We start from the raw sequence: 25,526 nt of genomic DNA, 5'->3' as shown, positions 1-25,526 counted from the left end.
GAAATTTGTATATACCAATAAGTAAATTGGTATATACAACTAGACATATTTTTGCTAAACTATACATATAATAAATAGAAAAAGGTGACTTCTATATGGCTTCTCAACCAAATAGTTATTCTCTCCTCTCCATGAAGATCGTTACGGAAGAGGAAGTAATCCAAAATGGATATGTCATGATTAAAGAGGGGAAAATCGCTGACTTTGGTCCCATAGAAAATTACAACAACGATGAAAATCTGACGGAAATCCATATATCGGAAAGCTTATATGCCTCTCCAGGCTTTATTGACATACACATCCACGGATTAAATGGAGCCGATGTGATGGATGCAAAAAAGGATTGTATCGAAACGATGGCAACGACTCTACCAAAAGAGGGAACCACTAGTTTTTTAGCGACCACCATAACGCAAGAAAAATCGGAACTAGAAAGAGCATTGCAGAATGTTAATTCTTTCATTTCTAATCAAAAACAGAATCATGTTGGAAGCGAAGCATTGGGAGTGCATCTTGAGGGACCTTTTATCAATAAAAAACGCGCTGGTGCACAGCCACCTGCCTTTATTTTAGAACCATCAGTGGAAACATTTTGCCAATTCCAGTCTGAGTCTGGCAATCACATTAAGTTGGTTACGTTGGCACCTGAAGGTAAAAATGGTTTGGAACTGGTCAAATTTCTTTCCGATACAGGAGTCATCGCCTCCATCGGGCATTCCGATGCTTTATATACTGAGGTAGTAGAAGCAATGGAAGCGGGTGCTGAACATATTACCCACTTTTTCAACGGAATGCGCGGAAGTCATCACCGTGAACCAGGCGTAGCAGGTGCTGGCTTGGCCCATCCTGAACTCTTTTTGGAAATGATTGCTGACGGGATACATGTTCATCCTGCCATGGTAAAAACAACATTTCTTGCTAAAGGTGTGGATAACATTCTATTAATAACCGATTCCATGAGAGCAAAATGGTTGGAAGATGGAGAGTATGAGCTTGGAGGCCAGAAAGTGATGGTGGAGAATCAGACCGCCCTTCTTGAAGATGGAACTCTGGCCGGAAGTGTATTGAAAATGAATGACGCGGTTAGGAATATGAAGAAATTCACCGATTGCACGATGCAGGAAGCAATTCGAATGGCATCAGTCAATCCTGCCAAACGACTTTGCGTCTGGGATCGAAAAGGTAGCATAGCGATCGGCAAGGATGCAGATATTGTTATTTTAGATGAAGAAATGCATGTGAAAATGACCTTCTGCAAAGGGATTCTGTCGTATAAAGGAGAGTAAAAGCATGGATATCATCACTACAACTTCTTATGAGGCGTTAAGTAAAGAAGCAGCGTCGTATGTTTCAAGAAAAGTGCAAGAAAATCCTCATATTGTTCTCGGGCTTGCCACCGGAAGCACTCCGACCGGGATGTATGAACAGTTAATAAAGGATCATATAACAATGGGAACATGCTATCGGAATGTTACTACATTTAATCTGGATGAGTATGTGGGGATGAGCAAAAAAAATTCAAACAGCTATTATGCTTTTATGGAAAAACATCTTTTTCAGCATATAGACATTCAACATGAATACACATTTATTCCCGATGGAATGAGCCCTCACCCACAACATGAATGCAGCCTTTACGAGGAGAAATTAAAGAAGCATGGACCAATTGACCTTCAAATCTTGGGACTTGGAGCTAACGGGCATATTGGTTTTAACGAACCTGGCACTTCTTTTTCAAGTAGGACACATATTGTGGAGTTGACGGATTCCACCAGAAAGGCGAATTCACGATTCTTTGAAAACATAGAAGATGTACCAACACATGCCATTACAATGGGCATCAACTCTATTATGGATGCCAAAGAAATCCTTCTGCTCGTAGCCGGCGCCAACAAAAGACAAGCATATGAGCAATTGTTATATGGCGAGATATCAGAGGACTTCCCCGCTTCTATTTTGAAAAAGCACCCATGTGTGAAAATCTTGGCAGACCAATCTGTACTCGACACTTCCAGCATTATTGCTTGAAAGGAGCGAAATACCCTAAATGATTGATAAAACATCACCTATTCCAATTTATTATCAATTGGAATCTTTTATAAAAAACCAAATTGAATCGGGATACATCTTGCCTGGTGAAAATATCCCATCGGAAAGAGAATATGCCGAGAGCTATGGAATCAGCCGAATGACAGTAAGACAGGCTATAAATTCCCTTGTTAATGAAGGTCTTCTATACAGAAAAAAAGGAAGTGGCACTTTTGTCTCTGAAAAAAAGATCGAGCAGCCTCTTCAAGGTTTGACTAGCTTTACAGAAGATATGAAAAAACGCGGCATGACTCCAACCAGTAAATTGATCCACTTTGAAATCATTCCGGCAAACAGTTTTATCGCTAATGAATTGAAAATAAGAGAATACGCACCTGTATATGAAATAAAGAGAATCCGCCTTGCTGATGGGGAGCCAATGGCCCTTGAAACGAACTACCTTTCTGCGAACTTGGTAAAAGGCCTCACAGAAGAGGAGGTCAAGGCCTCTATATATTCCTATGTAGAAGAGAAACTGGGTTTACGAATAACCCATGCGGAACAATTGATAGAATCAGTTAGGGCCTCAGAAGAACATGAAAAACTATTGTATATTGAGAAAGATCATCCGATGTTATATATTCAACGCAACACCTTTCTCCATGATGGAACTCCTCTAGAACTTGTTAAATCCGTTTATAGAGGAGACCGATATAAGTTTCAGATCAAAATGGAGAGAAATTAGACGTTTTCATAACGAAAGGCGGTATCCTCTTGGTGAGGTACCGCCTTTCGTTTTATCTTGAGATGAACATTTGCGTCCAGTAATGACCATATTGGCCACCTTTCGCATAGCCCACTCCAATTTCCGTATATTGGTTTGATAAAATATTTTTGCGATGCCCTTCACTGTTCATCCAAGCATTCATGACCTCTTGTGGTGTTTGTTGCCCAGCAGCAATGTTTTCACCTGCTGATCGGTAAGAAATACCAAAGTTACGAATCATATCGAATGGAGATCCATATGTTGGCGACGTGTGGCTGAAATACCTTTTATCAATCATATCCTGAGATTTATATCTTGCAACTCTAGATAACTCCCAGTTCAGTTTCAAAGGCTTTAACCCGTATTTAGCACGTTCCTGGTTTACTAATTTAGCAACCTGCTCTTCTTGTGTTTGCCCCTCCCCTTTTTCTGGAATAGTAATTCTTTGACCTGGATAGATTAAGTCAGGGTTATTGATGGATGAATTCGCTGCAATCAATTCAGATACTCCAACCTGATATTTCACCGCGATCTTCCACATCGTATCACCGGATTGAACAGTGTGAGTAGTAGCTGCCAGGGCAGCTGTATTTCCACCTAAGACTAGTGCGACAACCGACAAAGTTATGAGGACTTTCTGTAAAGTTTTCATACTATTAATCTAATATGATTTCCACTCATTGAAAACAAGTAATTATTGTAAAATAACGAAATATACTGTTAATTGCCTGTCATGACTGTAATGAGAAATATCTTCCAACGTTAAGGCGGGGACGGTTTGGCGGATGGCAGTTCAAAGGAAGACAACCGCCACGCCTGCTCCAATGGCAAAGGCTGTAAAAAGCGCCTCTGCTCCTTTGGATAAACCTGAAACGAAATGTCCCACCATCAGGTCTCGTACCGCATTGGTGATAAGCAGGCCAGGAACCAATGGCATAACAGAACCAATGATTATTTTATCCAGCTCCATCCCAAATCCAAAGGTTACCATCGCCAGCGAGACAAGACCAATGATTAAGGATGCGAAAAACTCTGCAAAAAACTTAACCCTCGTGTAATGTTGGATCAGTAGAAGACCCGAATACCCCATACCCCCAGCTATCATTGCCGGTAGGAAATCCGTCCATACACCTTTGAACATAATTAGGAAAGAGCCGCTTACAAAGGCCGCAGCTAGAATCTGATAACTTATTGGAAAAAGAAGATGCGATTCTTCTAATTTGATTAATGATTGATGAGCACCTTGCACAGAAAGCTCCCCTGCAGCAATTTTACGAGAAATCTGATTAACTTGTGCGACCTTTTCTAAATCTGTGGTTCTAGAATTAATTCTCACTAGACGGGTAGGGTTATCTCCTTGAAGCGATACAATGATTCCTGTAGGAGTAACAAAACTGTGTGTTTCTGTAATACCGTACGATGCTGCAATCCTTGTCATCGTATCCTCCACCCGGTATGTTTCCGCTCCCCCTTCCATCATAATTCTTCCGGCAAGCAGGCAGACCTCCAGAATTTTCTCCGTTTCCCGCTCTGTCATTTCTTTTGTCACCTAACTCACCTCACGCTTAACATTAGTAGACGCCCGCTTTATGATATTCATGATAACCTGCATGATAACCTCAGCAAACACTAGCCCCATTGCGATGGCGCCTGATATCATAAATGCCTTTGCCGCTAATGGAATGGCAGCAAGATAATCATTCTCCGCAATTTGCCGCATCGTATTATACGCCAAACCACCCGGTACAAGCGGGATGATTCCTGCCACACTGAATATAATCATCGGCATCCTGAAACGCTTCGCCATAATATGACCCACAAGCGCCACCATAAATGCGCCAACAAACGAAGCCACCACCGAATCCACACCGGCATCGGCCAAAACTATGTAAAAAATCCACCCGATCATCCCAACCGTGCCGCAATGAATCAATGCCCTTCTCGGTGCATTAAACAGGACTCCAAAACCAGCTGCCGCTATGAAGCTGAACACTAACTGCGAAAGAATATATAGCATGCTGTCACCTCATTTTTCTAGTACTGCTTATTATATAGGAAAGTGGGGATAGAAAAAACCTCCTATTGGCAGGAGGTTTCATCATTCCATTACTTATCTACGAACCATGTTTTCGCTACCGCAAAATACTCCCGTGACCATAATTTGAAAATTGCTATTGTCGGAGTCTTCCCTGCAAGTGTATGAACCTCGGCAAAATCAAGTCTCTTCCCAATAACAGAAGCCCGATACACATGAAAATCATTGCTCACAATCGTAACAGAGGCACCGTCTTCCATTAAAGATTTTGAAAAGGAGAGGTTTTCAAACGTAGTAGTCGATTGGTCTTCCAATATGATTCTATCCTCACTAATGCCATGTGACACAAAATATCTTCTCATTGCCTCAGCTTCCGTAATATCCTCTCCTGGCCCTTGTCCGCCTGATGCGATGACTTTGGTATTCGGATTATTTTTCAAGTACTCTAGCGCTGCCTCAACCCTGAATAGCAGTGCTTTCGTCATCACTTCCCCCTTTACTCGTGCGCCAAGGACGATTAGGTAATCCACATCTTTGGGAGGTTCCTGTTTAGCAGTCTGATAGATGAGAGAGTGGACGATGATCAGGTAGATTAGTAGTGGAACCATTACGATTTTCGTTAACGTTTTTACTCGCTTTTTAGTTATCATTTTGTTTTTCCTTATCTGGTTTTGTTTTTTCTATTACTACTATAACGAAATGGAGGTGGGATTGGTTTCAGGTTTATTTATTTTGATGGTTGAATTGTAGAACATTAGGTTTTAGATGTCGAAGTGGGCTTGGGAAATGTAGAAGCTAGTCCGGGAAATGTAGAAGGGCGTCTTTTTATGGTAGAAGGTTAGGACTAAATTGTACAAACTAAAACGAAGATGGAAAGATGAATAGTTGGTAGACCAATATCAAGAGTGAATATCAAACGGTTCGTAAATTTCTCTAACGGAAAATAAAATTCGCTGTTTGGAAAATAACTTAAAAACAGGCAAATAAAAAGACTGCCTCCTCTTAAGAGACAGTCTAGCCTTCCCTAATTATATCTTACTCACAGCTTTCTCTACACTTTCTTCACCAGCAACTACGTCAAACGCAGCGCCATACGTATTTTTAGCCCCTATTACTGCTAGCAATACTTTGGCAACATCTTCCCTAGCAATTGATCCAGGTTCAATATTGTCCCCGATTTTCACCTTGCCAGTACCTGATTCATTTACTAAACCACCTGGTCGCACAATCGTGTAATCCAAGCCGCTTGCCATTAAAACCTTATCTGCATAATGTTTTGCTACATAGTATGGACGAAGGTCGTCGTTCCAATTTTTGCGATTGTCCGCTTGGAACGCACTAACCATCACATAACGGGAGATACCGGCCTTTTCCGCCGCTTCCACTGTTTTCGCTGCTCCATCCAAATCAATTAATAATGTCATGTCTGAACCAGTGTTTCCTCCAGAACCAGCTGTGAATACCACTGCATCACTGCCTTTAAAAGCATTGGCTAGATCTTCCACCGAACCTTCTAAATCCGCCAATACGGATTCAATCCCATCTTTAGCAAAACTATCTGCTTGCTCTTCTTTACGCACCATTGCGATAGGAGTGTATCCTTCTTCATCTTTTAAGAAATGCACAAGTTGTTTTCCAATCTGACCGTTTGCTCCAACTACTGTTACTTTCATTGATAACACTCTCCCTTTTCTTTTGTGTGCATTATGACAAATGCATAAAATGATAGCAAATGAACTGCTCACGTTTACTATTCCCTGAAAAATAGAAAAAGCAACATGTTTGAGCACATGCTGCTTTTTATTTATAAAACCATATCAATAATTTCATTTATCCAGGCTTGATTTACAGGTATCCCTATCCTTTCAGCAAGAGTACTGTGGATCCGGATAAACTCTGCTTTCTGACTTCTTGAAATCGTAAACAATTCTTTGGCATCTCGATTTTTAGTATCCCATTGTTCCAGTAGACGCTGTTGTTCTTCACTCAAAGGACTCCTCGGCCCTTCAACTTTCGACCAGTCACCAAATGAATTTGGGACTTCCCCCATTTCCACATACCAACCAATAACAATGGAATAGCTCAGAGAATCCACCATTTGAAAAGCGTAATTATACTCCCCTCGTTGAACCCGGCGATAAACTTCATGCAGATAAGCAAAGAACTTGCCTCGCCACACCTCAAATTCTTGCTCCGAAAATAGATAGGTAAGTGACTGCGACTTGTCTCTTAATTGATGCAGAATTCCATGTGGATCATGCTCAATCAACAGGTGCTTTAAATATACGGAAGGGTGCAAATCTGATTGGCGATAATAAAAAGTGTCGACTTTTATAAAAGAACGGTAGTGAGCAATGGAGTATGTGGCAGATGGGAAATCTTCATAATACAAAACATCTCCCCAGTTTGTTGCCCGTTCTTTTTTCTTTGAACGATATGTCTCGAATGCTTCATCTTTTACTACTATACGCAGGTCTAGATCGGAGTAGAGATCCTCGTTTCCTTTCGCAAGAGAACCTCCATAGAAGAATGCTAGAATGTTAGGGTCCTGGACTAAGTCCTTGTAGATGACCTCTCTAATCTTCTGCCTTTCTGCAGGTAAGCTAGCATCTCTTTGTTTATGTTTAGTTAAAAATCCCACACATTTTTAATCATCTCCTAACTGTTTGTAGTTCTACTATTTCTATGAAAGTATGTTAATTTCCTTCAAAAGATAAGGAATTCAGAAAGGTAGAAGATATAAATTTAACGGTTGAACCTCGACTGGGAAATGTAGAAGCTAGTCCGGGAAATGTAGAAGGTCAAAAGTTAATGGTAGAAGGACATGAATAAATTGCAGAACCATCCTGAATTACGTTAACCACCCTCACAATTTTCCCCAATCCTCGAAAAAAAGAGCACAATAATATCCTGCCCCCTTCATTTCGCCATATAAAAATCCTCAAACAATGAAATAGAAACTACAATCACTCCTGCAAACAAGGAAGCCAAAGTAGCAATCCAATGAAAGTAATTAAACGAAATAACTATAGCTACAAACATAACTATCAGCCAAAAAAATGTATATTTAATCCTGCTCACTCCTTTATCAAAACTCTCCAGCTTCACGTTCTTCCCATACGATTTCACTATAAATATCTGCAAATGCCTTAATGGAGTTTCGCGCTTCTTCCAAGTTGTTGTCCACCCCTCCAACTTCTAAAAGAATGGCTCGGTTTGAGAGGTCTTGATTATACAACCCATTACCAGTTGACTTTCCTTTAGGAATGACTCCTCTGCTCAGGCCAGGGTACTTTTTCTCAATAGCATGATGAATACGCTCGGCAAATTCTAGATTTTTTTCAAAGTCTTTATGAGCTGTCCCCACTACAAACAAAAGCCTAGCGTAGCTTTTTCCATCTATCACTTCGGTTGTCTTTTCTTTTCGTAAAGCGTCACGGTGAATATCAATTAAATATTCCACATCACTATTAAACGTCATAGCTGCTTCTACGGTTTCCCTAGAATATTGGTAAGAGTGGTTGTAATTCCAACCTCTTGCAGCAAGATCCTTCGGGACATTTCTTGTATCATGATTCGCTTTTATTCCTTTATCGGCAAGTTCATTTTTAAGCATCTTTCCAACTGCTATTACATTAACCTCAGGGTTATTGCTCGTTGCATCATCCGGTTCACTTACTCCCCTTAAAAGTGGCAGGTAAGATTCCCAACTATGAGATTGATAGATATGCACAATTGTCTCATCCATAGCCTTCTCTGGGGCAGTGTTCGGTTCCTCCTCTTTTTCATCGACAAGCAGCATTTCCTCTGCTATCTCACGCTCTTTTAGGAGCACTTCCATAGGGGCCGAGGATTCAAATGGGATATCAGTATAGTCGGTTCCTTTTCCCGCGACATAAAACTGTGTATCATATGCAAAAAATCCAGGAATTTCATTTCCCAAAAAACTTCTAATATCATAAGGTTTCAGGTTGGTTGCCAGTTCAAATGTTAATTCCATGATTGGGAGCTTTGGAACCTCGACATCCTTGCCAGTCAAATAGTGATTTTGTGTCTGAATAATGTTCAAATACAGTTCTGTTGACTGCACCTTTCTTAATATATTACCAACATATTCAGAGGAGAGTTTAGTAGATAAGACGCTAGTAATGGTGGAAATGACGATAAATAAGATCACCATGAATATTACGGTGTTATTAATGAATAGAAAAAAACTTGTTCGTTTTGTAGACTCTATCTTTCCCTCCTCCTTTCTATCTAATTTGTATGCTTCCTTGATAGAAATTAGAAGGTGAAAAAGAAAAAAGATGAACCTACTAACCGGCTCATCTCCTCTTACTTATCCCCTACTCTTGCAACCATCGCAGAAATTAGATGCACTATTAAAGTATTCCCTGCCGCATGACACACACATGGAGGGGCGTACGAATTTGCTGCCATAGATTTCATGATGTTTTTTTAATGATAGATTTAGAAAATAGAAGAAAACAGCGACAAGTACAGTAAAGCTAATAAAAAATACCCAGATCATCCCTAACACAACCTTTTAAGCTTCATTACTATATTCTACCATATCAAAATTTAAAGAACCATAAAATCTCTTTACATAGCAACCATACTAAGTTAGTATATAAATCGTAATGATTACTATTTATAGATTAAAGGAGATTTCCAAAAATGACAATAAAAAAAATACCTGTGACAGTTCTTAGTGGTTATTTAGGTGCCGGTAAAACGACTCTTTTAAATCATGTATTACATAATAGAGATGGATTGAAAGTAGCAGTCATTGTGAATGACATGAGTGAAGTAAATATTGATGCTGGCTTGGTAAGGCAGGGTGGAAGCCTTTCTCGCACAGACGAAAAACTGGTGGAGATGTCTAATGGATGCATTTGCTGTACCCTTCGTGAGGACTTGCTTGTAGAAGTGGAGAAACTGGCTACTGCCGGAGATATTGATTACATTCTGATTGAATCCACAGGGATAAGTGAACCGGTTCCGGTTGCGCAAACTTTTTCTTATATTGATGAAGAGCTTGGTATTGATTTAACCAAGTTTTGCAGACTTGATACGATGGTGACGGTAGTGGATTCATATCGTTTCTGGCATGATTTTGAATCTGGAGATAGCCTTTTGGACAGAAAAGAGGCAATGAGTGAGGAAGATACAAGAGAGATTGCGGATTTATTAATAGACCAAATTGAGTTTTGTGATGTTCTCATCTTAAACAAATGCGATCTAGTTTCGGAAGAAGAACTAGTAAAACTGGAGAAAGTACTTAAAACACTCCAACCTGAGGCAACAATTATTAGATCAACAAATTCCAATGTCTCTCCTTATTCTATATTGAACACTGGGAAATTTGATTTTGACAAGGCAAGTGCATCTGCTGGCTGGTTGAAGGAGCTCCAAGCTGGTCATCAACAGCACACTCCAGAAACTGAAGAATATGGAATCTCCTCTTTTGTTTATCAGCGCAAGCTACCATTCTCTTCTGAGCGTTTCAGTGAGTGGTATGCGGCTCTTCCAGAAGAAGTTGTAAGAGCCAAAGGGATTGTGTGGTGTGCCACTAGAAATAATGTAGCGCTTCTCTTTTCTCAAGCAGGGCCATCAGTTCAACTACAACCGGTTTCCTACTGGGTAGCATCTCTTCCCAAATTGGAACAAGAAGCCGTGATAAAGGAAAATCCACACTTGTTAGATGAATGGGATCCTGAATTCGGAGATAGAATGACAAAGCTAGTCCTAATTGGAGTGGATATGGACCGTGGGGAGCTGACAAGAGAGCTGGACAGCTGTCTATTGACTCCTGAAGAATTTGATCAAGATTGGTCTTCATTTCCTGATCCTTTTCCATGGACAGTTAACAAGCAAACCGTATAACATCTACAAGCTGAAAGCACCTCATGAGGTGCTTTTTCAATTACCCTTCTGGTAAAATACAATAATCAACTACTGGAGGTTCCATGATGCTCTATTTAGGAATGTTTACTTTTCTATTCTGGTTTGCTGTCTGGCTTGATGCGAAGATTGGGATGAGAAAAATTACAAAAATAGAAAATGTGCAAGAAGATACCAACTTCCATAATAGCGGTCCCCTTCTTTCCATCATCGTCGCAGCCAAAGATGAAGAAAAGCATATAGAAGCTAGCCTGGTATCTCAATTTCAACAAACCTATCACAATATTGAATGGATTGTCGTGAACGACCGCTCCACTGACCGGACTGGCACCATAATTGATCAATTGACAACAATCGAACCAAGAATGAAATGCATCCATATAGAACATCTAGATGAAGGTTGGCTTGGGAAAAATCACGCATTGTATAAAGGCTACCTTCAAAGCAAAGGCGAATATATCCTTTTTACAGACGCAGACATCATATTCAAGAAAGATACTGTCTCAAAAGCAGTGTCATATTTTCAGAACCAAAAACTCGACCATTTAACACTTGCGCCAAACTTAAAGGGAAGCAGTTTCTGGACGAATGCGTTCGTATCCTTTTTCCTTTTCGGATTTGGTTATTTTAAAAGGCCTTGGAAATCCAATGATTCCAAAAGTAAATCTGCTATTGGGATTGGAGCTTTCAACCTTCTGACTAGAGATGCCTATGAGAAAATCGGGACGCATAAAAATATCAAAATGAGGCCAGATGATGACTTGATGCTTGGGAGGCAGATCAAAGAGGCCGGAAAGAAACAACACTTGGCTCTCGCGCTCACCCACCTGGAAGTAGAATGGTATCCTGACCTGCGTTCGGCACTTGTTGGATTAGAAAAGAACACCTTTGCAGGACTCTTTTATAGTTACTTCATGGTTTTGTTTGCTATTACTGGATTGTTTCTATCTCAACTCTTCCCTTTTATCGCCTTGTTTGTGACGAGTGGAACCACTCAACTAATTTTCCTGTTAAGCATATTGATGTTATTCCTTGCTTACAACGCAACCGCAAACAAAATGGCAAAAGGCGCAAATATTTACCTAACTGTATTTCCTATTACTGTTTTACTTTTCATCTATAGTATTGCGCGGGCAACCATCCTCACTATTCACAGAGGCGGTATTATTTGGAGAGGCACTTTCTATTCCATTAAACAACTAAAAAAGTGACGGGACACCCCGTCACTTTAGTAATGCCGCACAAGCAAAATCAATTTCAACAACGGATATACTACAATCGCCATCGACAACTGTACATATAAAACCATCTCCACGGAAATTCGCTCCATAATTAAAAGCAGAACCGAACATACCACACTTGTAGCCATGAGAATGTATGCAACATGTCCACTTTTCTGATTAATTTCAGCACGTTTTCTCTTTGTAGGACGATAATGTCGTCTCATCACAGCTCGGATAATTTCCGACAAACCAAGTAGAATGAAAACAACTGGGATGTACTTCAATTTCCCAGAATTATGGGCTTCCACTAGCAAAAACACACCAAACAGCATAATAAGTATCGGCAAGCCAAAGGCTATTATTGGTTGATCAAATAAAGAATGCTCTTCTTTTTCCAAAACCGTCCCTCCCACCAAATACACTAGTATGTACAGTTCCGCAGCTAAACTAGAACCACTGAAAAATATAGATAAACAAAAGAAGAATCGTTACATTATATGCAACGATTGCTAGAAAAAATGATAGATTCTTTATTTTACTTCGATTTCTTTTATGACTCGCGCTGGGTTTCCTCCAACTACTACATTTGGAGGAACGTCTTTTGTCACAACGGCACCAGATGCCACCACCACGTTATCACCGATTGTAACTCCTGGATTAATGACGGCACTGCCTCCAATCCAGACATTATGACCGATTTTTACCGGGATCCCGTATTCTGGCCCTTTGTTTCTTTCCCCAGAATCAATCGGGTGTGTTGCCGTATAAATATGTACGCCAGGTGCTAGCATACAGTTATCTCCAAACTCTACTTTGCACACATCAAGGATGCAGCAATCAAAGTTTGCGAAGAAGTTTTCTCCTACATGAATATTGTATCCATAGTCGCAACGGAAGTTTGGTTCGAGGTAAACGTTTTTCCCAGTAGACCCGAAAAGTTCCTTTAGGAGTTCTACTCTTCTATCCCCTTCTGTTTCCGTGGTTTCGTTAATTAGTCGACTCAACCTTCTTGCGTTGACTCTCTCCTCCATTAACTGTGGGTCCCAAGGTTTGTACAATTCTCCAGCGAGCATTTTTTCTTTTTCTGTAGGCACTTTTTTTCCTCCTTCAATTAGCGAAGCTTCTCTTATTATAGTGGCCTTGTTAATACATGAAAAACTTCTTGCAAAAAGTGCTCGTAGTCGAAACCTAACGCAATGTGATGTTTACTCTCATCATCCGAGTCCATATGTCGGAAGTCTGCATACGATTTTCCCCTTGTTTTTCCTTCTACCACGACATGTACCTTCTTAGCCAAGTACTGCAATCTTTCTTGATGGGCAGTAGAATAGACCGTTAACAAATCATGAAAAGGGGCACCCACCATTCCAGGCACAAGCCTTGAATAAGCCTTTGCATAATATTTTACAATCGGGACGTATATATCTCTAAATTTATTTTTACTATAGTACTCCAGAGCTTCTGCATAATCATTCGTAATGATTGCCTTTTGAGTGACATTTAGAGGGGTAAGGAAAACTTTTTTCCCATGAGCTAATAGTAAATTGGCTGAAGTCGGATCACCATAGAAATTTGCTTCTGCAACAGGGGTAACATTCCCTGGTACCATGAAAGCTCCACCCATTATATGCAGTTCTTTTACCTCACCCATCACTTCCCTGTTTAATAAGAAACATGCAGCCAAGGTGGTCGATCTTCCAAGGTCCGCAATAACTAAATCTTTATTTTGTTTAATAATATCAAATACCTCACCAAGGTTATGAATTTTAAACTGGTAGGTGCCCTTTTTCACTTTTATAGGGCCGATACCATCTTCTCCATGTATCTCCGGATAATAATTGGCAAGTTCTCCGGAGACCGGCATCTCCGCACCATTAAATATCGGGATATCCATCCTGCCAGCCAATTGTAAAATATACGCTGCATTATTAGCGGCAGTAATCTTATCTACATTTCCGTAGCTACAAACAAGTCCCAGAACTTCTATGTTAGGATGAAGTAGCGCATAAATTAAAGCCATTGCATCATCAATTCCTGGATCACAAAAAATAAGCAGCTTCATACATCAATCCTCCTAATAACCTATTATTGTAAATTATTAGGATTAGTGTAAAAATATGTGATTCGAAAGATGTATTTGTTTTCTTACATAAAATCAAAGTAATAACGAATCACGTGAAAGAATATTGGAGCGGAATATGCAAGACTATCCACTCTTGTCAAATAGCTTTTCTTCAATACAGACGCCTTTTCGTCATCACCGACTAAAAGGTCACGTTTCAAAACAGATACCGCCAAACTTCCTCCAAAACAAGCCACACTTATAATCAGCCCCGATAATAAGCCGAACAATTCATTTAATGGAGTTAAGTAGGCAAATAGATTATAGGAAACTCCTGTTGTCACAAAAGTGGAGATCAAAAACCCCTCCCACGTGATGTTCGGGTTGGATGAAGGGATGACCTTCTTTTTTCCGATATATAGGGAAATCAAATATTGAATTACATCATGCAATTGAGTCAGAACAACTAAATATAACACAAGGTTTGCACCATACTCAGGAGTTGCAACTTGGTAAAAAGCCAGATGACTCAGTCCGAAAACCATCAGCATCAAACCCCATTGGGTGGAGCTGACGGAACGAAGAAATCCGACCGTTCCTTTCCCAAGGATCCTCGGCAAAGGTAAGAATAGAAATACATAGACTGGAATAAATACGATGAACATGCCATACCACCCGATGTAAATCCAATAAAACTGGATGGGAATGGAGAGATATGCCCACAAAAATAATTGTCTGTCGACCTTACGGGTTCGCAAAATTGAGAAATATTCTTTTAAAGAAAAAAAACATAAAAACATGAGAGCAAATAAGGATACAAGCGGATGAAACAAGGTGGCGATACTAAATACTGCGAGCATTCCCCACCACGTCTTCACCCGTACTGTTAAATCCGAAAAGTCCTTTGAAGTTGTATTCCTCTTCACTATGTAAAAAATAATACTAAATAGACTTAATCCAAAAGCTATGACTAATAAAGTTATGACTGCCTCTATCTCGAAAATAAACATAAAAATCCCCCTATCTACCTATTATTATGAAATTAATGGTTAATTTTGGTCAAGAGAAATTATATAATATAATAATAGAAATTATTTTTAAAAAAGGTGTTGGAATGATGGAAGATACATATGTTTACATATTACTTACTGATACAGGTACCTTATTTACCAAATCTATAAAAAAATACACGAAAGCCCCTTATAATCACGTCTCTATTTCCTTTGACAGTGAGTTAAAGGAGTTATACAGTTTTGGTAGGAAACGACCCAGCAACCCTTTTAATGGCGGCTTTGTTCGGGAAGATGTAGAGAATGGAACATATAGAAAATATCCAGGCACCACTTGTGTGTTATATAAAATGAAGGTTACTAAACGGGAAGTTGAAAAAATGAGGAGAATTATAGGGGTATTTCAAAAAAAAGAAACGAAATGGTTCTATAATTTGCTGGGCGTTATCGGCGTTTCCATAAATGAACCAGTCGAAATTGATTCTAGTTATTTCTGTTCTCAGTTTGTTTCAGATGTGCTTCATCGCTCAGGTATAAAGTTATGGGATAAACTCCCCTCGCTTGTCACACCTGATGATTTCAGGCAAAGCGAACGGTTGGAATGGGTATACGAAGGAAAGCTGTATGACTATAAACCTGTAAGATTACGAATAACGTAAAAAGAAGGGAGGAACCTTTAATAATGGCTCCTCCCTTACTTATTTAGTAGCTGCCTTGCTGTTCCATTTGTTCAAGATCTTCTTGGGTAATTTCCTGTGCACTGTCAATGACTTCTTGAGGAACTGTAATTTCCCCAACCTCATCAAAGTTCGTTAGTGTGGAATCCATCACCTGGATGCTTGACACTTTTTCCCCGTCAACATCCATTTCCATATCCATATTTAATAAAACCTTTGTTTGATAAAAGCTTTCTTTATCAATATGAACCAAATAACTTAATTGATTAACTGTCATCATGGAGAGCATCTCTTGCATCATTTCTCCCATGCCGTCTCCCATCATACCGCCAATCATGCCTGCCATTTCATTAAATTGTTCTCCAGATCCTTCAAAGTTCAACACATAGTGGCCTTCTTCTTCTGTCATAGTAATCTTATCGGTGTAGTCTTTAAGCATCTCCAACTGTTCTGCAGGACTTCCTTGCATTTCGGACATTGCGTTTAACTGTGCAGTAAATTCTTCAGGCATTTTAAACCATTGCTCAGCCATGGAATCGTACATGAAGAAACCGTCTTCTGAGAAATACGATTCATTTTCCATGCCCTCCATCATTCCATCAGCATCCTCAATAGAAGTAACCTGATACATTGCCATTGGGTTTAATGACATATCTGTAGTGGTAGTGGTAACCATTTTAATTGTGTCTTCCCCTGCCATGGTAATTTCTTGATCCGAGATCATTTCCATGGAATAGCTAGAAAGTGCTGCCATCGCTTCTGTGGATTTTTGTAGCACTTCTTCTGCGGTCAATTCTTCTTGTTCTACTGCTTCTTCTGATGCATCCACTTCCTCTACCTCAGTAGTGCTGTTAGTTGTTTCCTCAGTAGTCGTCTCTTCCGCTTCTGCATTCCCACTAGCCCCATTGGAGGAATTACCGCAAGCTGTAAGTAACATAACAGCCAGTATTCCCACCAACATCATTTTCAAAGATTTCACATAATCCTCTCCTGTTCCCAATTGTTTTATAGACTATTTTCTTTTACCCTTATAAAGGATAAAAATAACAGTATTAACAAAAAGTTTATAAGTAAATATTTTCTAGTAAACTCTTTGTTTCTCATCTTTAAATACGAGAGGGAAGGCTAGTTGGTTTCAAAATTAGGGATAATCAGTAAAATATGCCTAGATAGATTTCTTCTAATAGACTTTTCCTTCTCTTTAGACCAGGCTTCGGGCATTTAGACCGCTTCTATTAGACATTTCCCCCTCTTTAGGAGGGGCTTCGCGTGTTTAGATTCTACCTAACATAATAAATTCAAAAAAAAAGACGGGCATGAAACTCCCAGCCTTATAAAACTTGGATAATCATCACTGTTCCTTTCAACAGGGCGACCTTGAGCCTCCTAAGCAAGCCTGTGGGGTCTCAACATTGCCGCTACTCCCCCGTAGGAGTCTTCGCCATTAGCTCCAATCCACAGCTAGAAGTTACTTGAACGATAGGTTACTTCATTTTAAGTTAACTCGGTTAGGTGCCTTTCTTAATCCCTTAGGTGAGGTGAATGGAACCACCTTGTTGATTAGAGTGGAAGGCGCGCAGACGCCCGCGGGAGGAAGGGACAGGTGAGACCCCGGAAGGCGAAGCCTGAGGAGGCTCACGGACCGCCCTTCGGATAAGCGAAGCGCCTGGAACGGAAATCAACTGAATTATATATTTTCTTATCTTTCAATGAAAAAACCATCACCTATACTCAAAAGGCGATGGTCTTCACTAATCTAGTAAACTTTTCTTGTTTGTTCATATTCATAAATCTCATCGGTATACATTTCCGTCAGGCCGATATCGTCTAGTCCTTTCAACAGCATCTGCTTCCGATACTCATCTGCTTCAAAATGATACTTTAAGTCATTTCCAACACAAACCTCCTGGAACTCAAGATCTACCTCCAATTCCAGAGTCTGATTGGAAGATTTTTCGAAAAGCTCCTCTACCTCTTCTTCTTTTAAAACAACCGGTAAAATCCCGTTTTTAAAGCAGTTGTTATAAAAAATATCTGCAAAAGATGGCGCAATGACCACTTTGATTCCATAGTCCTTGAGTGCCCATGGTGCGTGTTCACGAGAGGAACCACAACCAAAATTCTTTCTGGCCAATAGAATGGATGCACCTTCGAACTTCGCGTCATTCATGATAAAGGAATCATTCTTAACTCCATTTGCTTCAAAGCGCCAATCATAAAAGAGAAATTGACCAAATCCTGTTCGTTCAATTCTTTTCAAAAATTGCTTCGGAATAATTTGATCTGTATCAACGTTGGCCTTATCCAAGGGAATTACTTTTCCGATATGATTGATAAGTGCTTCCATTAGACGACCTCCTCTTTTTCATATCCCCATTCATTTACATTAACAAATCGGCCGCTAATTGCAGCGGCGGCGGCCATGGCAGGACTGACAAGATGAGTTCTAGCTCCTCTCCCTTGTCTGCCTTCAAAGTTGCGGTTGGAGGTGGAGGCACATCTTTTCCCTGCTGGGACAACATCTGGGTTCATGCTAAGACACATGCTGCAGCCTGCCTCTCTCCATTCAAACCCTGCCTCTAAAAATACTTCATGAAGGCCTTCTTCTTCCGCCTGTTTTTTCACTTGCTTGGAACCTGGCACGACAAGTGCAGTAACTTGTGGTGAAACGGACCTTCCTTTTACCACTTCAGCAGCTTTTCGCAGATCTTCAATACGGGAATTGGTACAGGATCCGATGAAAACATAATCAATGGCAATATCAGATATTTTCATACCTGGGGTCAGACCCATATAGTCGATTGCTTGGGCGACAGATTTTCTTTCTCCTTCATGTTCAATGGTTGCAGGATCTGGCACCCTGCCGCTGATACTTGTGCCCATGGATGGATTCGTTCCCCATGTTACTTGAGGTTCGAGATTAGTAATATCAAATTCGATTTCTTTATCATAAACCGCACCATCATCTGAGCGAAGGGAGTACCAATCCACTTCTGCCTTATCACGTTCCTCTCCAACAGGGGCATATTTTCTTCCTTTTAAATAGGAAAAAGTCGTTTCATCCGGTGCGACTAGTCCTGCACGGGCACCAGCTTCAATAGCCATATTACAGATGGTCATGCGTTCTTCCATAGACATGTCCTCAATCACTTTTCCGGTAAATTCAAGCACGTATCCTGTGCCGAAATCTGTTCCGTATGTTGCAATCACAGCTAAGATGAGATCTTTGGCAGAGACTCCTAGTGGCCTCAGTCCTGTGAAATCTACTTTTAACGTCTTGGGCTTTGACTGCCACAAGCATTGTGTCGCAAGGACATGCTCCACTTCGCTTGTTCCAATTCCAAATGCTAAGGCACCAAATGCTCCGTGGGTGGAGGTATGGCTGTCACCGCAAACGATCGTTTTGCCTGGTAAAGTCAGCCCGAGTTCAGGACCGATTACATGGACAATACCTTGTTCAGCGCTGTGGAGGTCTGCGAGCCTTATACCGAATTCTTTGCAGTTTGCTTCCAGTGTGGTCATTTGTTTGGAGGCGATTTCGTCTGTCACATGGAATGGGTTGATGGTTGGGACATTGTGGTCCATGGTTGCAAAGGTTAGGTCTGGTTGTCTTACTTTTCTTCTTGATAGACGGAGTCCCTCAAATGCTTGAGGAGAGGTGACTTCGTGCACCAAGTGGAGGTCGATGTACAACAGGCTTGGTTTGTTCTCCTCTTTTACTACTGTATGACGTTCCCATATTTTTTCGAATAGTGTTCTTGGCTGCATGTCACTCACCTTCCGTTTTTCATCATTATCTCTGTTTAACTCCTTTCGATTTCCGTTCCAGGTGTTCGCTTTCCGCGGGACGGTGCTTGAGCCTCCTCGTCTTCGCCTTTGGGGTCTCAACCTACCGTTACTCCCCCGCTGGAGTCTCACACCTTACACTTCAATCTACAGGTAAATATCGTACTTTCATAGTAACTACATTATCTATCAATTTTTTATCGGTGCTCTTAGATAGCTTCTTACTGCTTCTCCCATTTGGGCGGTGCCGAGGAGGCGTTCCCATTCGGAGCCGATGTCTTGGGTGCGGTAGCCTTCTTCTAGTGCAAGGTCTACTGCACGTTCGACAGAGGCCGCTTCTTCTTCTAAGCCTAGGGAGTGCCTTAGAAGCATGGCGGTTGAAAGGATGGTAGCTATTGGATTGGCTACATTCTTGCCGGCAATATCTGGTGCAGAACCGTGGATAGGTTCGTACAGGCCTGGACCGTCTAACCCGAGACTTGCAGACGGCAACATGCCAAGGGAGCCTGTCAGCATCGAGGCTTCATCGCTTAAAATGTCTCCAAACATATTTTCTGTTACGATTACATCAAATTGACTTGGGTTTCTGACTAATTGCATTGCCGCATTGTCCACTAGCATGTGGTCTAATTGGACATCTGGGTATTCCTTGGCGATCCGGTTGGCCGTTTCCCTCCAAAGCCTGCTGCTTTCTAATACATTAGCCTTATCAACAGAGGTGATTTTTTTCTTCCTTCCTTGCGCGACATCAAAACCTTTACGGATGATTTGATCCATTTCTTTTTCCGTATAGTGAAGCGTGTCTATTACCTCTAGTCCGTCCTTACCTTGTCTTCTCTCACGTGGAGAGCCAAAATAAATACCGCCTGTCAGTTCCCTCACTATTAAAATATCAGTATCTAGCACTACTTCTCTTTTTAGTGGAGAAGCATGGATAAGCGATTCAAACAATGTGACAGGACGGAGATTGGCGTAAAGCTTCAACGCTTTGCGGATTCCTAGTAAACCAGCTTCCGGCCTTCTCTCAGGTGTTTCTTCATCCCATTTTGGTCCGCCAACCGCTCCTAAAAGAATTGCGTGGCTGTTTTTACATAATTCGACCGTTTCTTGTGGAAGAGGAGTCCCTGTCTCATCGACAGCAACTCCCCCGATCTTGCCATAGTTAAAAGTGAATGTATGTTGAAAATTCTTTGCAACCTGCTCTAGTACAAGTATCGCTTCCCTTACCACTTCCGGGCCGATGCCGTCACCAGGCAAGACACTGATGGTAAACTGACTCATCCTACCTCCACCCCTTTTGCTGAGTATCTTGCAAATTTTTCTTTAATGGATAAGCGATTGACTGCATCCAGATAAGCTTTTGCTGAAGCTTCTAGCACATCATGTTCTATTCCTCTGCCGCTAGAGACTTCACCTTCGCAACTAATTTTCACATATACCTCGGCAAGCGCGTCACTTCCGTTTGTCGTAGATTGAATGCGATAGTCAAGCAGCGAAATTTCTTTTTGTAGAATTCTAGAGATTGTATTGTATACAGATTCCACGCTTCCTTTTCCTGTAGCAGATTCTTGGAGCACTTCTCCGTCTTCTGTTTTAATGGCAATGGTTGTTGTCGGAATAATGTTGGAACCATAAGATATTTGTAATGTCTCCATTCGGTAATGAGGGAAAAGCCCTTTAACGGATGAATCCATCATCAAGGCAAAAATATCGTCCTCGGTTACTTCTTTCTTTTTCACCGTAAGATCTTTGAACGCTTTAAACAGTTTTTTTCCTTCTTCTTCATTCAAAAATAAGCCCAGTTCCTCGCATCGTTGCTTGAAGGCATGACTGCCGGAATGCTTGCCAAGAACCATTTTATTGGAATGAAGTCCGACCATCTCCGGGTTGATCACTTCATAAGTACTCTTGTTTTTCAGCACCCCATCTTGGTGGATTCCTGATTCATGTGCAAAGGCGTTTGCTCCGACTACAGCTTTATTTTGTGGAACAATCATGCCGGTCAGTTTACTGACAAGGTTGCTTGTTCTGACCGTTTGTTTTAAATCAATATTTGTTTCCACCTCGTACACGTCTTTTCTTATTTGAAGGGCAACGATGATTTCTTCCAAGGATGCATTTCCAGCACGCTCCCCGATTCCATTGATGGTCCCTTCAATCTGATCGACCCCACTTTGAATGGCTGCGAGAGAATTAGAAACGGCCAATCCAAGGTCATCGTGGCAATGGGCTGATAGTTTTACTTTATGGATATTCGGCACATGTTCGCGAATATATGTGATTAATTGAGCATATTCAAGTGGAGTCGTATATCCCACTGTGTCAGGAAGGTTAATGACATTTGCACCGGCATCAATGACCTTTTCAATGATATGAGCCAAGAAAGGCCATTCGCTTCTTGTAGCGTCTTCAGCAGACCATTGAACATGATCAAAAAAACGTTTAGCGTATTCGACTGCCTGAACGGCTGCTTCCACTACTTCTTTCGGCTTTTTCTTTAATTTGTATTCCATATGAATGGGGGAGGTTGCCAAGAATACGTGAACGCCGTTTTTGTCAGCATCCTTCACCGCTTCATAGACGGCATCGATATCTGATTTGACGGATCGGGCAAGACCAACCACTCTTGACTTTTTTATGGTCCTAGCAATTTGCTGGACTGCTTGGAAATCCCCGTAGGAGGAAGCAGGAAAACCTGCCTCCATTACATCGACTCCAAACTTTTCTAATTGAATCGCTATTTCTAATTTTTCATGGGGATGAAGGTTCACCCCGGCTGACTGTTCACCGTCTCTTAGTGTTGTATCAAATATGTCAACCTTTCGCACTGCCAACGACTCCTTTCTTCTTCGATTGGATGAATGGCATTTTTGCGCGGAGCTCCCTTCCTACCACTTCGAGTGGGTGTTGTTTTTCTTGTTCATTGATAGAGTGGAACATTGGGCGGTTTGCCTGGTTTTCAAGCACCCAACCTTTAGCGAATTGACCGGATTGAATTTCGGAAAGGATTTTTCTCATTTCATCCTTTGTCCCGTCATTTACCACTCGTGGGCCTGCGGTAAAATCTCCCCATTGAGCTGTGTCTGAGATGGAATAGCGCATTCCCTCTAATCCATTTTCATATAAAAGATCTACAATTAATTTCAGTTCATGTAGACATTCGAAGTAAGCGACTTCAGGTTGATATCCTGCTTCCACCAGCGTTTCGAATCCAGCTTTTACAAGGGCTGTTGTTCCACCGCATAGAACCGCTTGTTCTCCGAATAAATCTGTTTCTGTTTCTTCTTTAAAAGTTGTTTCCATAACGGCTGCTCTTCCGGCACCTACCGCTTTACTGTAGGCCAATGCAACTTCTTTCGCTTCACCTGATGCATTTTGATGGACTGCGAAGAGTGCAGGTACACCGCCACCTTCTTCATATACTCGTCTTACTAAATGGCCAGGTCCTTTTGGTGCGACTAAGAATACATCTACGTCTTTTGGAGGAACCACTTGATGGAAATGGACATTGAAGCCATGGGCAAATGCCAATGCTTTTCCTTCAGTAAGATGTGGTTCAATTTCCTGTTTGTATACTTCCGGTTGTCTTTCGTCAGGTAGTAAAACCATTACCACGTCTGCTTGTGCTACTGCTTCTCCCACAGAGTATACTTGGAATCCATCCTCTTTTGCTTTTTCCCATGAGCCGCCGGGTCGAACGCCTACTACTACTTCTACGCCGCTGTCACGTAGGTTTTGTGCATGGGCATGGCCCTGGGATCCGTAGCCTACTACTGCTACCTTTTTTCCGTTAAGTGCTGCTTGGGAGATGTCGTCGTTATAATACATGTTTGCTGCCATTTGTAATTCCTCCTTGGGAAAATATAAGTATTTGAACGAACTCCCGATGACTTTCGTTCCAGGCGTTCGCTTTCCGCGGGACGGTGCTTGAGCCTACTCACAACGCTTCAGGGGTCTCAACCAACCGTTATCCCCCGCTGGAGTCTCACGCCTTACACTACAGTCAACGGGTAAAACTGCATTATTATTAAGAATATTCCGTTAATTTGTTAGAGCAATTTGCTCGGATATGTCGGTGATTTGGATGACGTCGATTTGTTTGTCTAGCTGAAGCTTTATTTTTTCCACTTCTTGTTCCTCTACCACGTTTACGACGATGGTCATGAGGGAAATGGACGATTCATTGACAGGTGCTACTGCCAGGCTTTCAATGTTTAATCCTTTTCTAAGAAAAAGATTGGTCAATCTGTTCAAAACTCCAAGCTGGTTGTTTACTAGGAGCGACAATGTTCGCTTCATGGCTTCACACCTTCCATTTGTTGAATTCCTTTTCCTGGAGCAATCATCGGATACACATTTTCCGTTGGAGTCACCCGGCAATCTAATAAAAATGGCTCATCTGTAGCAAGTGCTTCAGTGAATGCCGCTCGGAATTCTTCTTCATTTTGGACTACCGCCGCCTTGATCCCGAATGCATCAGATAGTTTAACGTAATCCGGCTGGTTTGGCAGTAAGGATTCTGAGTATCTTTCCTTATAAAAGAGTTGCTGCCATTGTCGTACCATTCCCATAGATTGATTGTTTACTAGCACTACTTTTACCGGAAGTTCGTATTCTTTCAGGACAGCAAGCTCCTGCAGTGTCATTTGGAAACCAGCATCCCCAAGTACAGCTACAACTGTTGATGGCCGTTCTGCCACCTGCGCGCCAATTGCTGCAGGTAAACCGAAGCCCATTGTACCAAGGCCACCTGAAGTTACCCAGCGATCAGGCTTTTGAAATCCGTGGAATTGCGCCGCCCACATCTGATGCTGTCCAACGTCTGTCGTGACAATCGCTTCTCCTTTTGTTAGTTCATGAACAAGTTCTACAAGCTTTTGAGGTTTGAATGTCTCGCCATCTTCTACATACCATAATGGATAATCTTCTTTAGATTGCAAGAGTTGTTCGAGCCAACTACTTGTATCCGCCGTTTCTTGTAACTCTTTTAATAGTAATTGAAGCGACTTTGCTGCATCCCCGATTACTGGATAATCCGTCGGGACATTTTTGCCGATTTCGGATGGATCAATATCAAAATGTACCACTTTTGCAAACTTAGCGAACTCTTGCAAGTTGCCTGTCAGTCTGTCATCAAATCGGGCGCCGATGTTGATAATCAGGTCTGCTTCATAAAGGGCCATATTGGCTGTGTATGTTCCGTGCATGCCCGCCATTCCAAGGAATAAAGGGTGGTCTGCCGGAAAGCTGCCAAGTCCTAGTAATGTATTGGCTACTGGAATGGTTGTTTTTGCAACCAGTTCCCTCAATTCATTAGTTGCTTTACTGTGGAGAACGCCTGCGCCAGCTAAAATAACGGGCTTTTCCGCTTTCTTTAAGGCCTGTGCTACTTTTTTTACTGCCTGTGGATCAGGTTCAGTCTGTAACTTGTAACCAGGCAGGTGCACTTCTTTTGTGTAATCGTAAATACCTGAAGTGGCGGTGATGTCTTTCGGTATATCAATCAATACCGGTCCTGGTCTACCAGTAGATGCAATATGGAACGCCTCTTTAAATATTCTTGGGAGCTCCTTGACATCCTGAACCTGGAAATTATGTTTAGTAATTGGCATCGAAATCCCTAAAATCGGTGCTTCTTGAAAGGCATCTGATCCAAGAACTTGTGAATTAACCTGACCAGTAATTACTACTAGCGGAAGGGAGTCAATCATCGCATCAGCAAGACCAGTGACAATATTGGTAGCACCTGGACCAGAAGTGGCAATGACCACCCCAGGTCTTCCGGTAATCCTGGCGTATCCTTCCGCTGCATGGATGGCACCTTGTTCATGTCTAGTCAGGAGGTGAGGGATTCCACCGTCATATAGTGCGTCATAAATATTTAGTACAGCTCCACCGGGATAGCCGAATATCACTTCCACTTTCTCTTCTTTTAACGCTTCGACAATCATCCTTGAACCTGTAAGCAACTTCTGCGCCACCTTTGTTCCGCTCTCTTCAACTGTACTCATTCGTTCTCCACCTCCTTATTTTTA

26 protein-coding genes are annotated in these 25,526 nt (G+C 41.4%); 6 read left to right on the top strand and 20 right to left on the bottom strand.

The window, feature by feature from the left end; translation table 11 throughout:
- The first annotated feature begins 95 nt into the window (after positions 1 to 95).
- From nagA to LC091_RS05575, 3 genes are read left to right on the top strand one after another with little or no spacing between them, the layout of a single operon-like run.
- Complete coding sequence (gene nagA, locus LC091_RS05585) at positions 96 to 1,286, top strand: N-acetylglucosamine-6-phosphate deacetylase (protein WP_226680964.1); 1,191 nt, start codon at positions 96 to 98, stop codon at positions 1,284 to 1,286.
- 4 nt (positions 1,287 to 1,290) lie between these two features.
- Positions 1,291 to 2,028 (top strand): glucosamine-6-phosphate deaminase, encoded by a 738-nt coding sequence (gene nagB, locus LC091_RS05580; RefSeq protein WP_226680962.1) that lies wholly within the window; start codon positions 1,291 to 1,293, stop codon positions 2,026 to 2,028.
- 19 nt (positions 2,029 to 2,047) lie between these two features.
- Positions 2,048 to 2,773 carry a GntR family transcriptional regulator gene (locus tag LC091_RS05575; RefSeq protein WP_226680960.1) on the top strand — a complete coding sequence of 242 codons (726 nt, stop codon included), beginning with the start codon at positions 2,048 to 2,050 and terminating at the stop codon, positions 2,771 to 2,773.
- Positions 2,774 to 2,825: 52 nt separating this feature from the next.
- On the opposite strand, the gene safA is transcribed toward LC091_RS05575, so the two are convergent.
- From safA to spoIIP, 8 genes are all read right to left on the bottom strand, one after another.
- The gene (gene safA, locus LC091_RS05570; protein ID WP_226680958.1) at positions 2,826 to 3,446 is read right to left on the bottom strand and encodes a SafA/ExsA family spore coat assembly protein; all 621 of its coding nucleotides are present in this window, start codon (positions 3,444 to 3,446) and stop codon (positions 2,826 to 2,828) included.
- A 141-nt stretch (positions 3,447 to 3,587) separates the two neighbouring features.
- Positions 3,588 to 4,343 carry a threonine/serine exporter family protein gene (locus tag LC091_RS05565; RefSeq protein ID WP_226680956.1) on the bottom strand — a complete coding sequence of 252 codons (756 nt, stop codon included), beginning with the start codon at positions 4,341 to 4,343 and terminating at the stop codon, positions 3,588 to 3,590.
- A complete protein-coding gene (locus LC091_RS05560) occupies positions 4,344 to 4,811 on the bottom strand; it encodes a threonine/serine exporter family protein (protein ID WP_226680954.1) in 468 nt (155 codons plus the stop codon).
- An 89-nt stretch (positions 4,812 to 4,900) separates the two neighbouring features.
- Positions 4,901 to 5,479 (bottom strand): YdcF family protein, encoded by a 579-nt coding sequence (locus LC091_RS05555; RefSeq protein ID WP_226680953.1) that lies wholly within the window; start codon positions 5,477 to 5,479, stop codon positions 4,901 to 4,903.
- A 378-nt stretch (positions 5,480 to 5,857) separates the two neighbouring features.
- Positions 5,858 to 6,502: an SDR family oxidoreductase gene (locus LC091_RS05550; protein WP_226680951.1), complete on the bottom strand. Its 645-nt coding sequence runs from the start codon at positions 6,500 to 6,502 to the stop codon at positions 5,858 to 5,860.
- Positions 6,503 to 6,633: 131 nt separating this feature from the next.
- Positions 6,634 to 7,470, bottom strand: coding sequence for a hypothetical protein (locus LC091_RS05545; protein ID WP_226680949.1), 837 nt, complete (start codon positions 7,468 to 7,470; stop codon positions 6,634 to 6,636).
- Between the two features lie 278 nt (positions 7,471 to 7,748).
- Positions 7,749 to 7,910, bottom strand: a complete 162-nt coding sequence (locus tag LC091_RS05540) for a hypothetical protein (protein WP_226680947.1) — start codon at positions 7,908 to 7,910, stop codon at positions 7,749 to 7,751.
- Positions 7,911 to 7,917: 7 nt separating this feature from the next.
- On the bottom strand, positions 7,918 to 9,009 hold the full coding sequence (gene spoIIP, locus LC091_RS05535; RefSeq protein ID WP_226680945.1) for a stage II sporulation protein P: 1,092 nt from the start codon (positions 9,007 to 9,009) through the stop codon (positions 7,918 to 7,920).
- Between the two features lie 503 nt (positions 9,010 to 9,512).
- On the opposite strand from spoIIP, the gene LC091_RS05530 reads away from it, so the two are divergent.
- Positions 9,513 to 10,715, top strand: coding sequence for a GTP-binding protein (locus LC091_RS05530; RefSeq protein WP_226681324.1), 1,203 nt, complete (start codon positions 9,513 to 9,515; stop codon positions 10,713 to 10,715).
- A gap of 83 nt (positions 10,716 to 10,798) precedes the next feature.
- On the top strand, positions 10,799 to 11,944 hold the full coding sequence (locus LC091_RS05525; RefSeq protein WP_226680943.1) for a glycosyltransferase: 1,146 nt from the start codon (positions 10,799 to 10,801) through the stop codon (positions 11,942 to 11,944).
- Between the two features lie 17 nt (positions 11,945 to 11,961).
- Here LC091_RS05525 and LC091_RS05520 read toward each other — a convergent pair whose 3' ends face one another.
- The 4 genes from LC091_RS05520 to LC091_RS05505 form a co-directional block, all read right to left on the bottom strand.
- Positions 11,962 to 12,354: a hypothetical protein gene (locus LC091_RS05520; protein ID WP_148986730.1), complete on the bottom strand. Its 393-nt coding sequence runs from the start codon at positions 12,352 to 12,354 to the stop codon at positions 11,962 to 11,964.
- Between the two features lie 132 nt (positions 12,355 to 12,486).
- Complete coding sequence (locus tag LC091_RS05515) at positions 12,487 to 13,050, bottom strand: sugar O-acetyltransferase (protein WP_226680942.1); 564 nt, start codon at positions 13,048 to 13,050, stop codon at positions 12,487 to 12,489.
- Between the two features lie 35 nt (positions 13,051 to 13,085).
- Positions 13,086 to 14,018: a nucleoside hydrolase gene (locus tag LC091_RS05510; protein WP_226680940.1), complete on the bottom strand. Its 933-nt coding sequence runs from the start codon at positions 14,016 to 14,018 to the stop codon at positions 13,086 to 13,088.
- Positions 14,019 to 14,101: 83 nt separating this feature from the next.
- Entirely contained in the window at positions 14,102 to 15,028 is a 927-nt protein-coding gene (locus tag LC091_RS05505) for a phosphatidate cytidylyltransferase (RefSeq protein WP_226680938.1), read from the bottom strand.
- 104 nt (positions 15,029 to 15,132) lie between these two features.
- Between LC091_RS05505 and LC091_RS05500 the strand changes: the two genes are divergently transcribed.
- Positions 15,133 to 15,687, top strand: a complete 555-nt coding sequence (locus LC091_RS05500; RefSeq protein ID WP_226681323.1) for a C40 family peptidase — start codon at positions 15,133 to 15,135, stop codon at positions 15,685 to 15,687.
- 43 nt (positions 15,688 to 15,730) lie between these two features.
- On the opposite strand, the gene LC091_RS05495 is transcribed toward LC091_RS05500, so the two are convergent.
- The 8 genes from LC091_RS05495 to ilvB form a co-directional block, all read right to left on the bottom strand.
- The gene (locus LC091_RS05495) at positions 15,731 to 16,684 is read right to left on the bottom strand and encodes a DUF6612 family protein (protein ID WP_226680937.1); all 954 of its coding nucleotides are present in this window, start codon (positions 16,682 to 16,684) and stop codon (positions 15,731 to 15,733) included.
- Positions 16,685 to 17,461: 777 nt separating this feature from the next.
- Positions 17,462 to 18,052 carry a 3-isopropylmalate dehydratase small subunit gene (gene leuD, locus LC091_RS05490; protein ID WP_226680935.1) on the bottom strand — a complete coding sequence of 197 codons (591 nt, stop codon included), beginning with the start codon at positions 18,050 to 18,052 and terminating at the stop codon, positions 17,462 to 17,464.
- The gene (leuC, locus tag LC091_RS05485) at positions 18,052 to 19,473 is read right to left on the bottom strand and encodes a 3-isopropylmalate dehydratase large subunit (protein ID WP_226680933.1); all 1,422 of its coding nucleotides are present in this window, start codon (positions 19,471 to 19,473) and stop codon (positions 18,052 to 18,054) included. Before leuC ends, leuD begins: the two co-directional genes overlap by 1 nt.
- A 207-nt stretch (positions 19,474 to 19,680) precedes the next feature.
- Positions 19,681 to 20,772, bottom strand: a complete 1,092-nt coding sequence (gene leuB / locus LC091_RS05480) for a 3-isopropylmalate dehydrogenase (protein WP_226680932.1) — start codon at positions 20,770 to 20,772, stop codon at positions 19,681 to 19,683.
- Positions 20,769 to 22,319 (bottom strand): 2-isopropylmalate synthase, encoded by a 1,551-nt coding sequence (locus tag LC091_RS05475; RefSeq protein WP_226680929.1) that lies wholly within the window; start codon positions 22,317 to 22,319, stop codon positions 20,769 to 20,771. The genes leuB and LC091_RS05475 overlap by 4 nt, the downstream gene beginning before the upstream one ends.
- On the bottom strand, positions 22,306 to 23,331 hold the full coding sequence (gene ilvC / locus LC091_RS05470) for a ketol-acid reductoisomerase (protein WP_226680927.1): 1,026 nt from the start codon (positions 23,329 to 23,331) through the stop codon (positions 22,306 to 22,308). Before ilvC ends, LC091_RS05475 begins: the two co-directional genes overlap by 14 nt.
- Positions 23,332 to 23,532: 201 nt before the next feature.
- Positions 23,533 to 23,790 carry an acetolactate synthase small subunit gene (gene ilvN, locus LC091_RS05465; protein ID WP_010192589.1) on the bottom strand — a complete coding sequence of 86 codons (258 nt, stop codon included), beginning with the start codon at positions 23,788 to 23,790 and terminating at the stop codon, positions 23,533 to 23,535.
- Positions 23,787 to 25,502, bottom strand: a complete 1,716-nt coding sequence (ilvB, locus tag LC091_RS05460) for an acetolactate synthase large subunit (protein ID WP_226680925.1) — start codon at positions 25,500 to 25,502, stop codon at positions 23,787 to 23,789. Before ilvB ends, ilvN begins: the two co-directional genes overlap by 4 nt.
- Positions 25,503 to 25,526 lie beyond the last annotated feature (24 nt).

Source organism: Sutcliffiella horikoshii, assembly GCF_020524325.1.
GTDB lineage: Bacteria > Bacillota > Bacilli > Bacillales > Bacillaceae_I > Sutcliffiella_A > Sutcliffiella_A horikoshii_D.
This window is presented reverse-complemented; position numbering and strand designations above follow the sequence as displayed.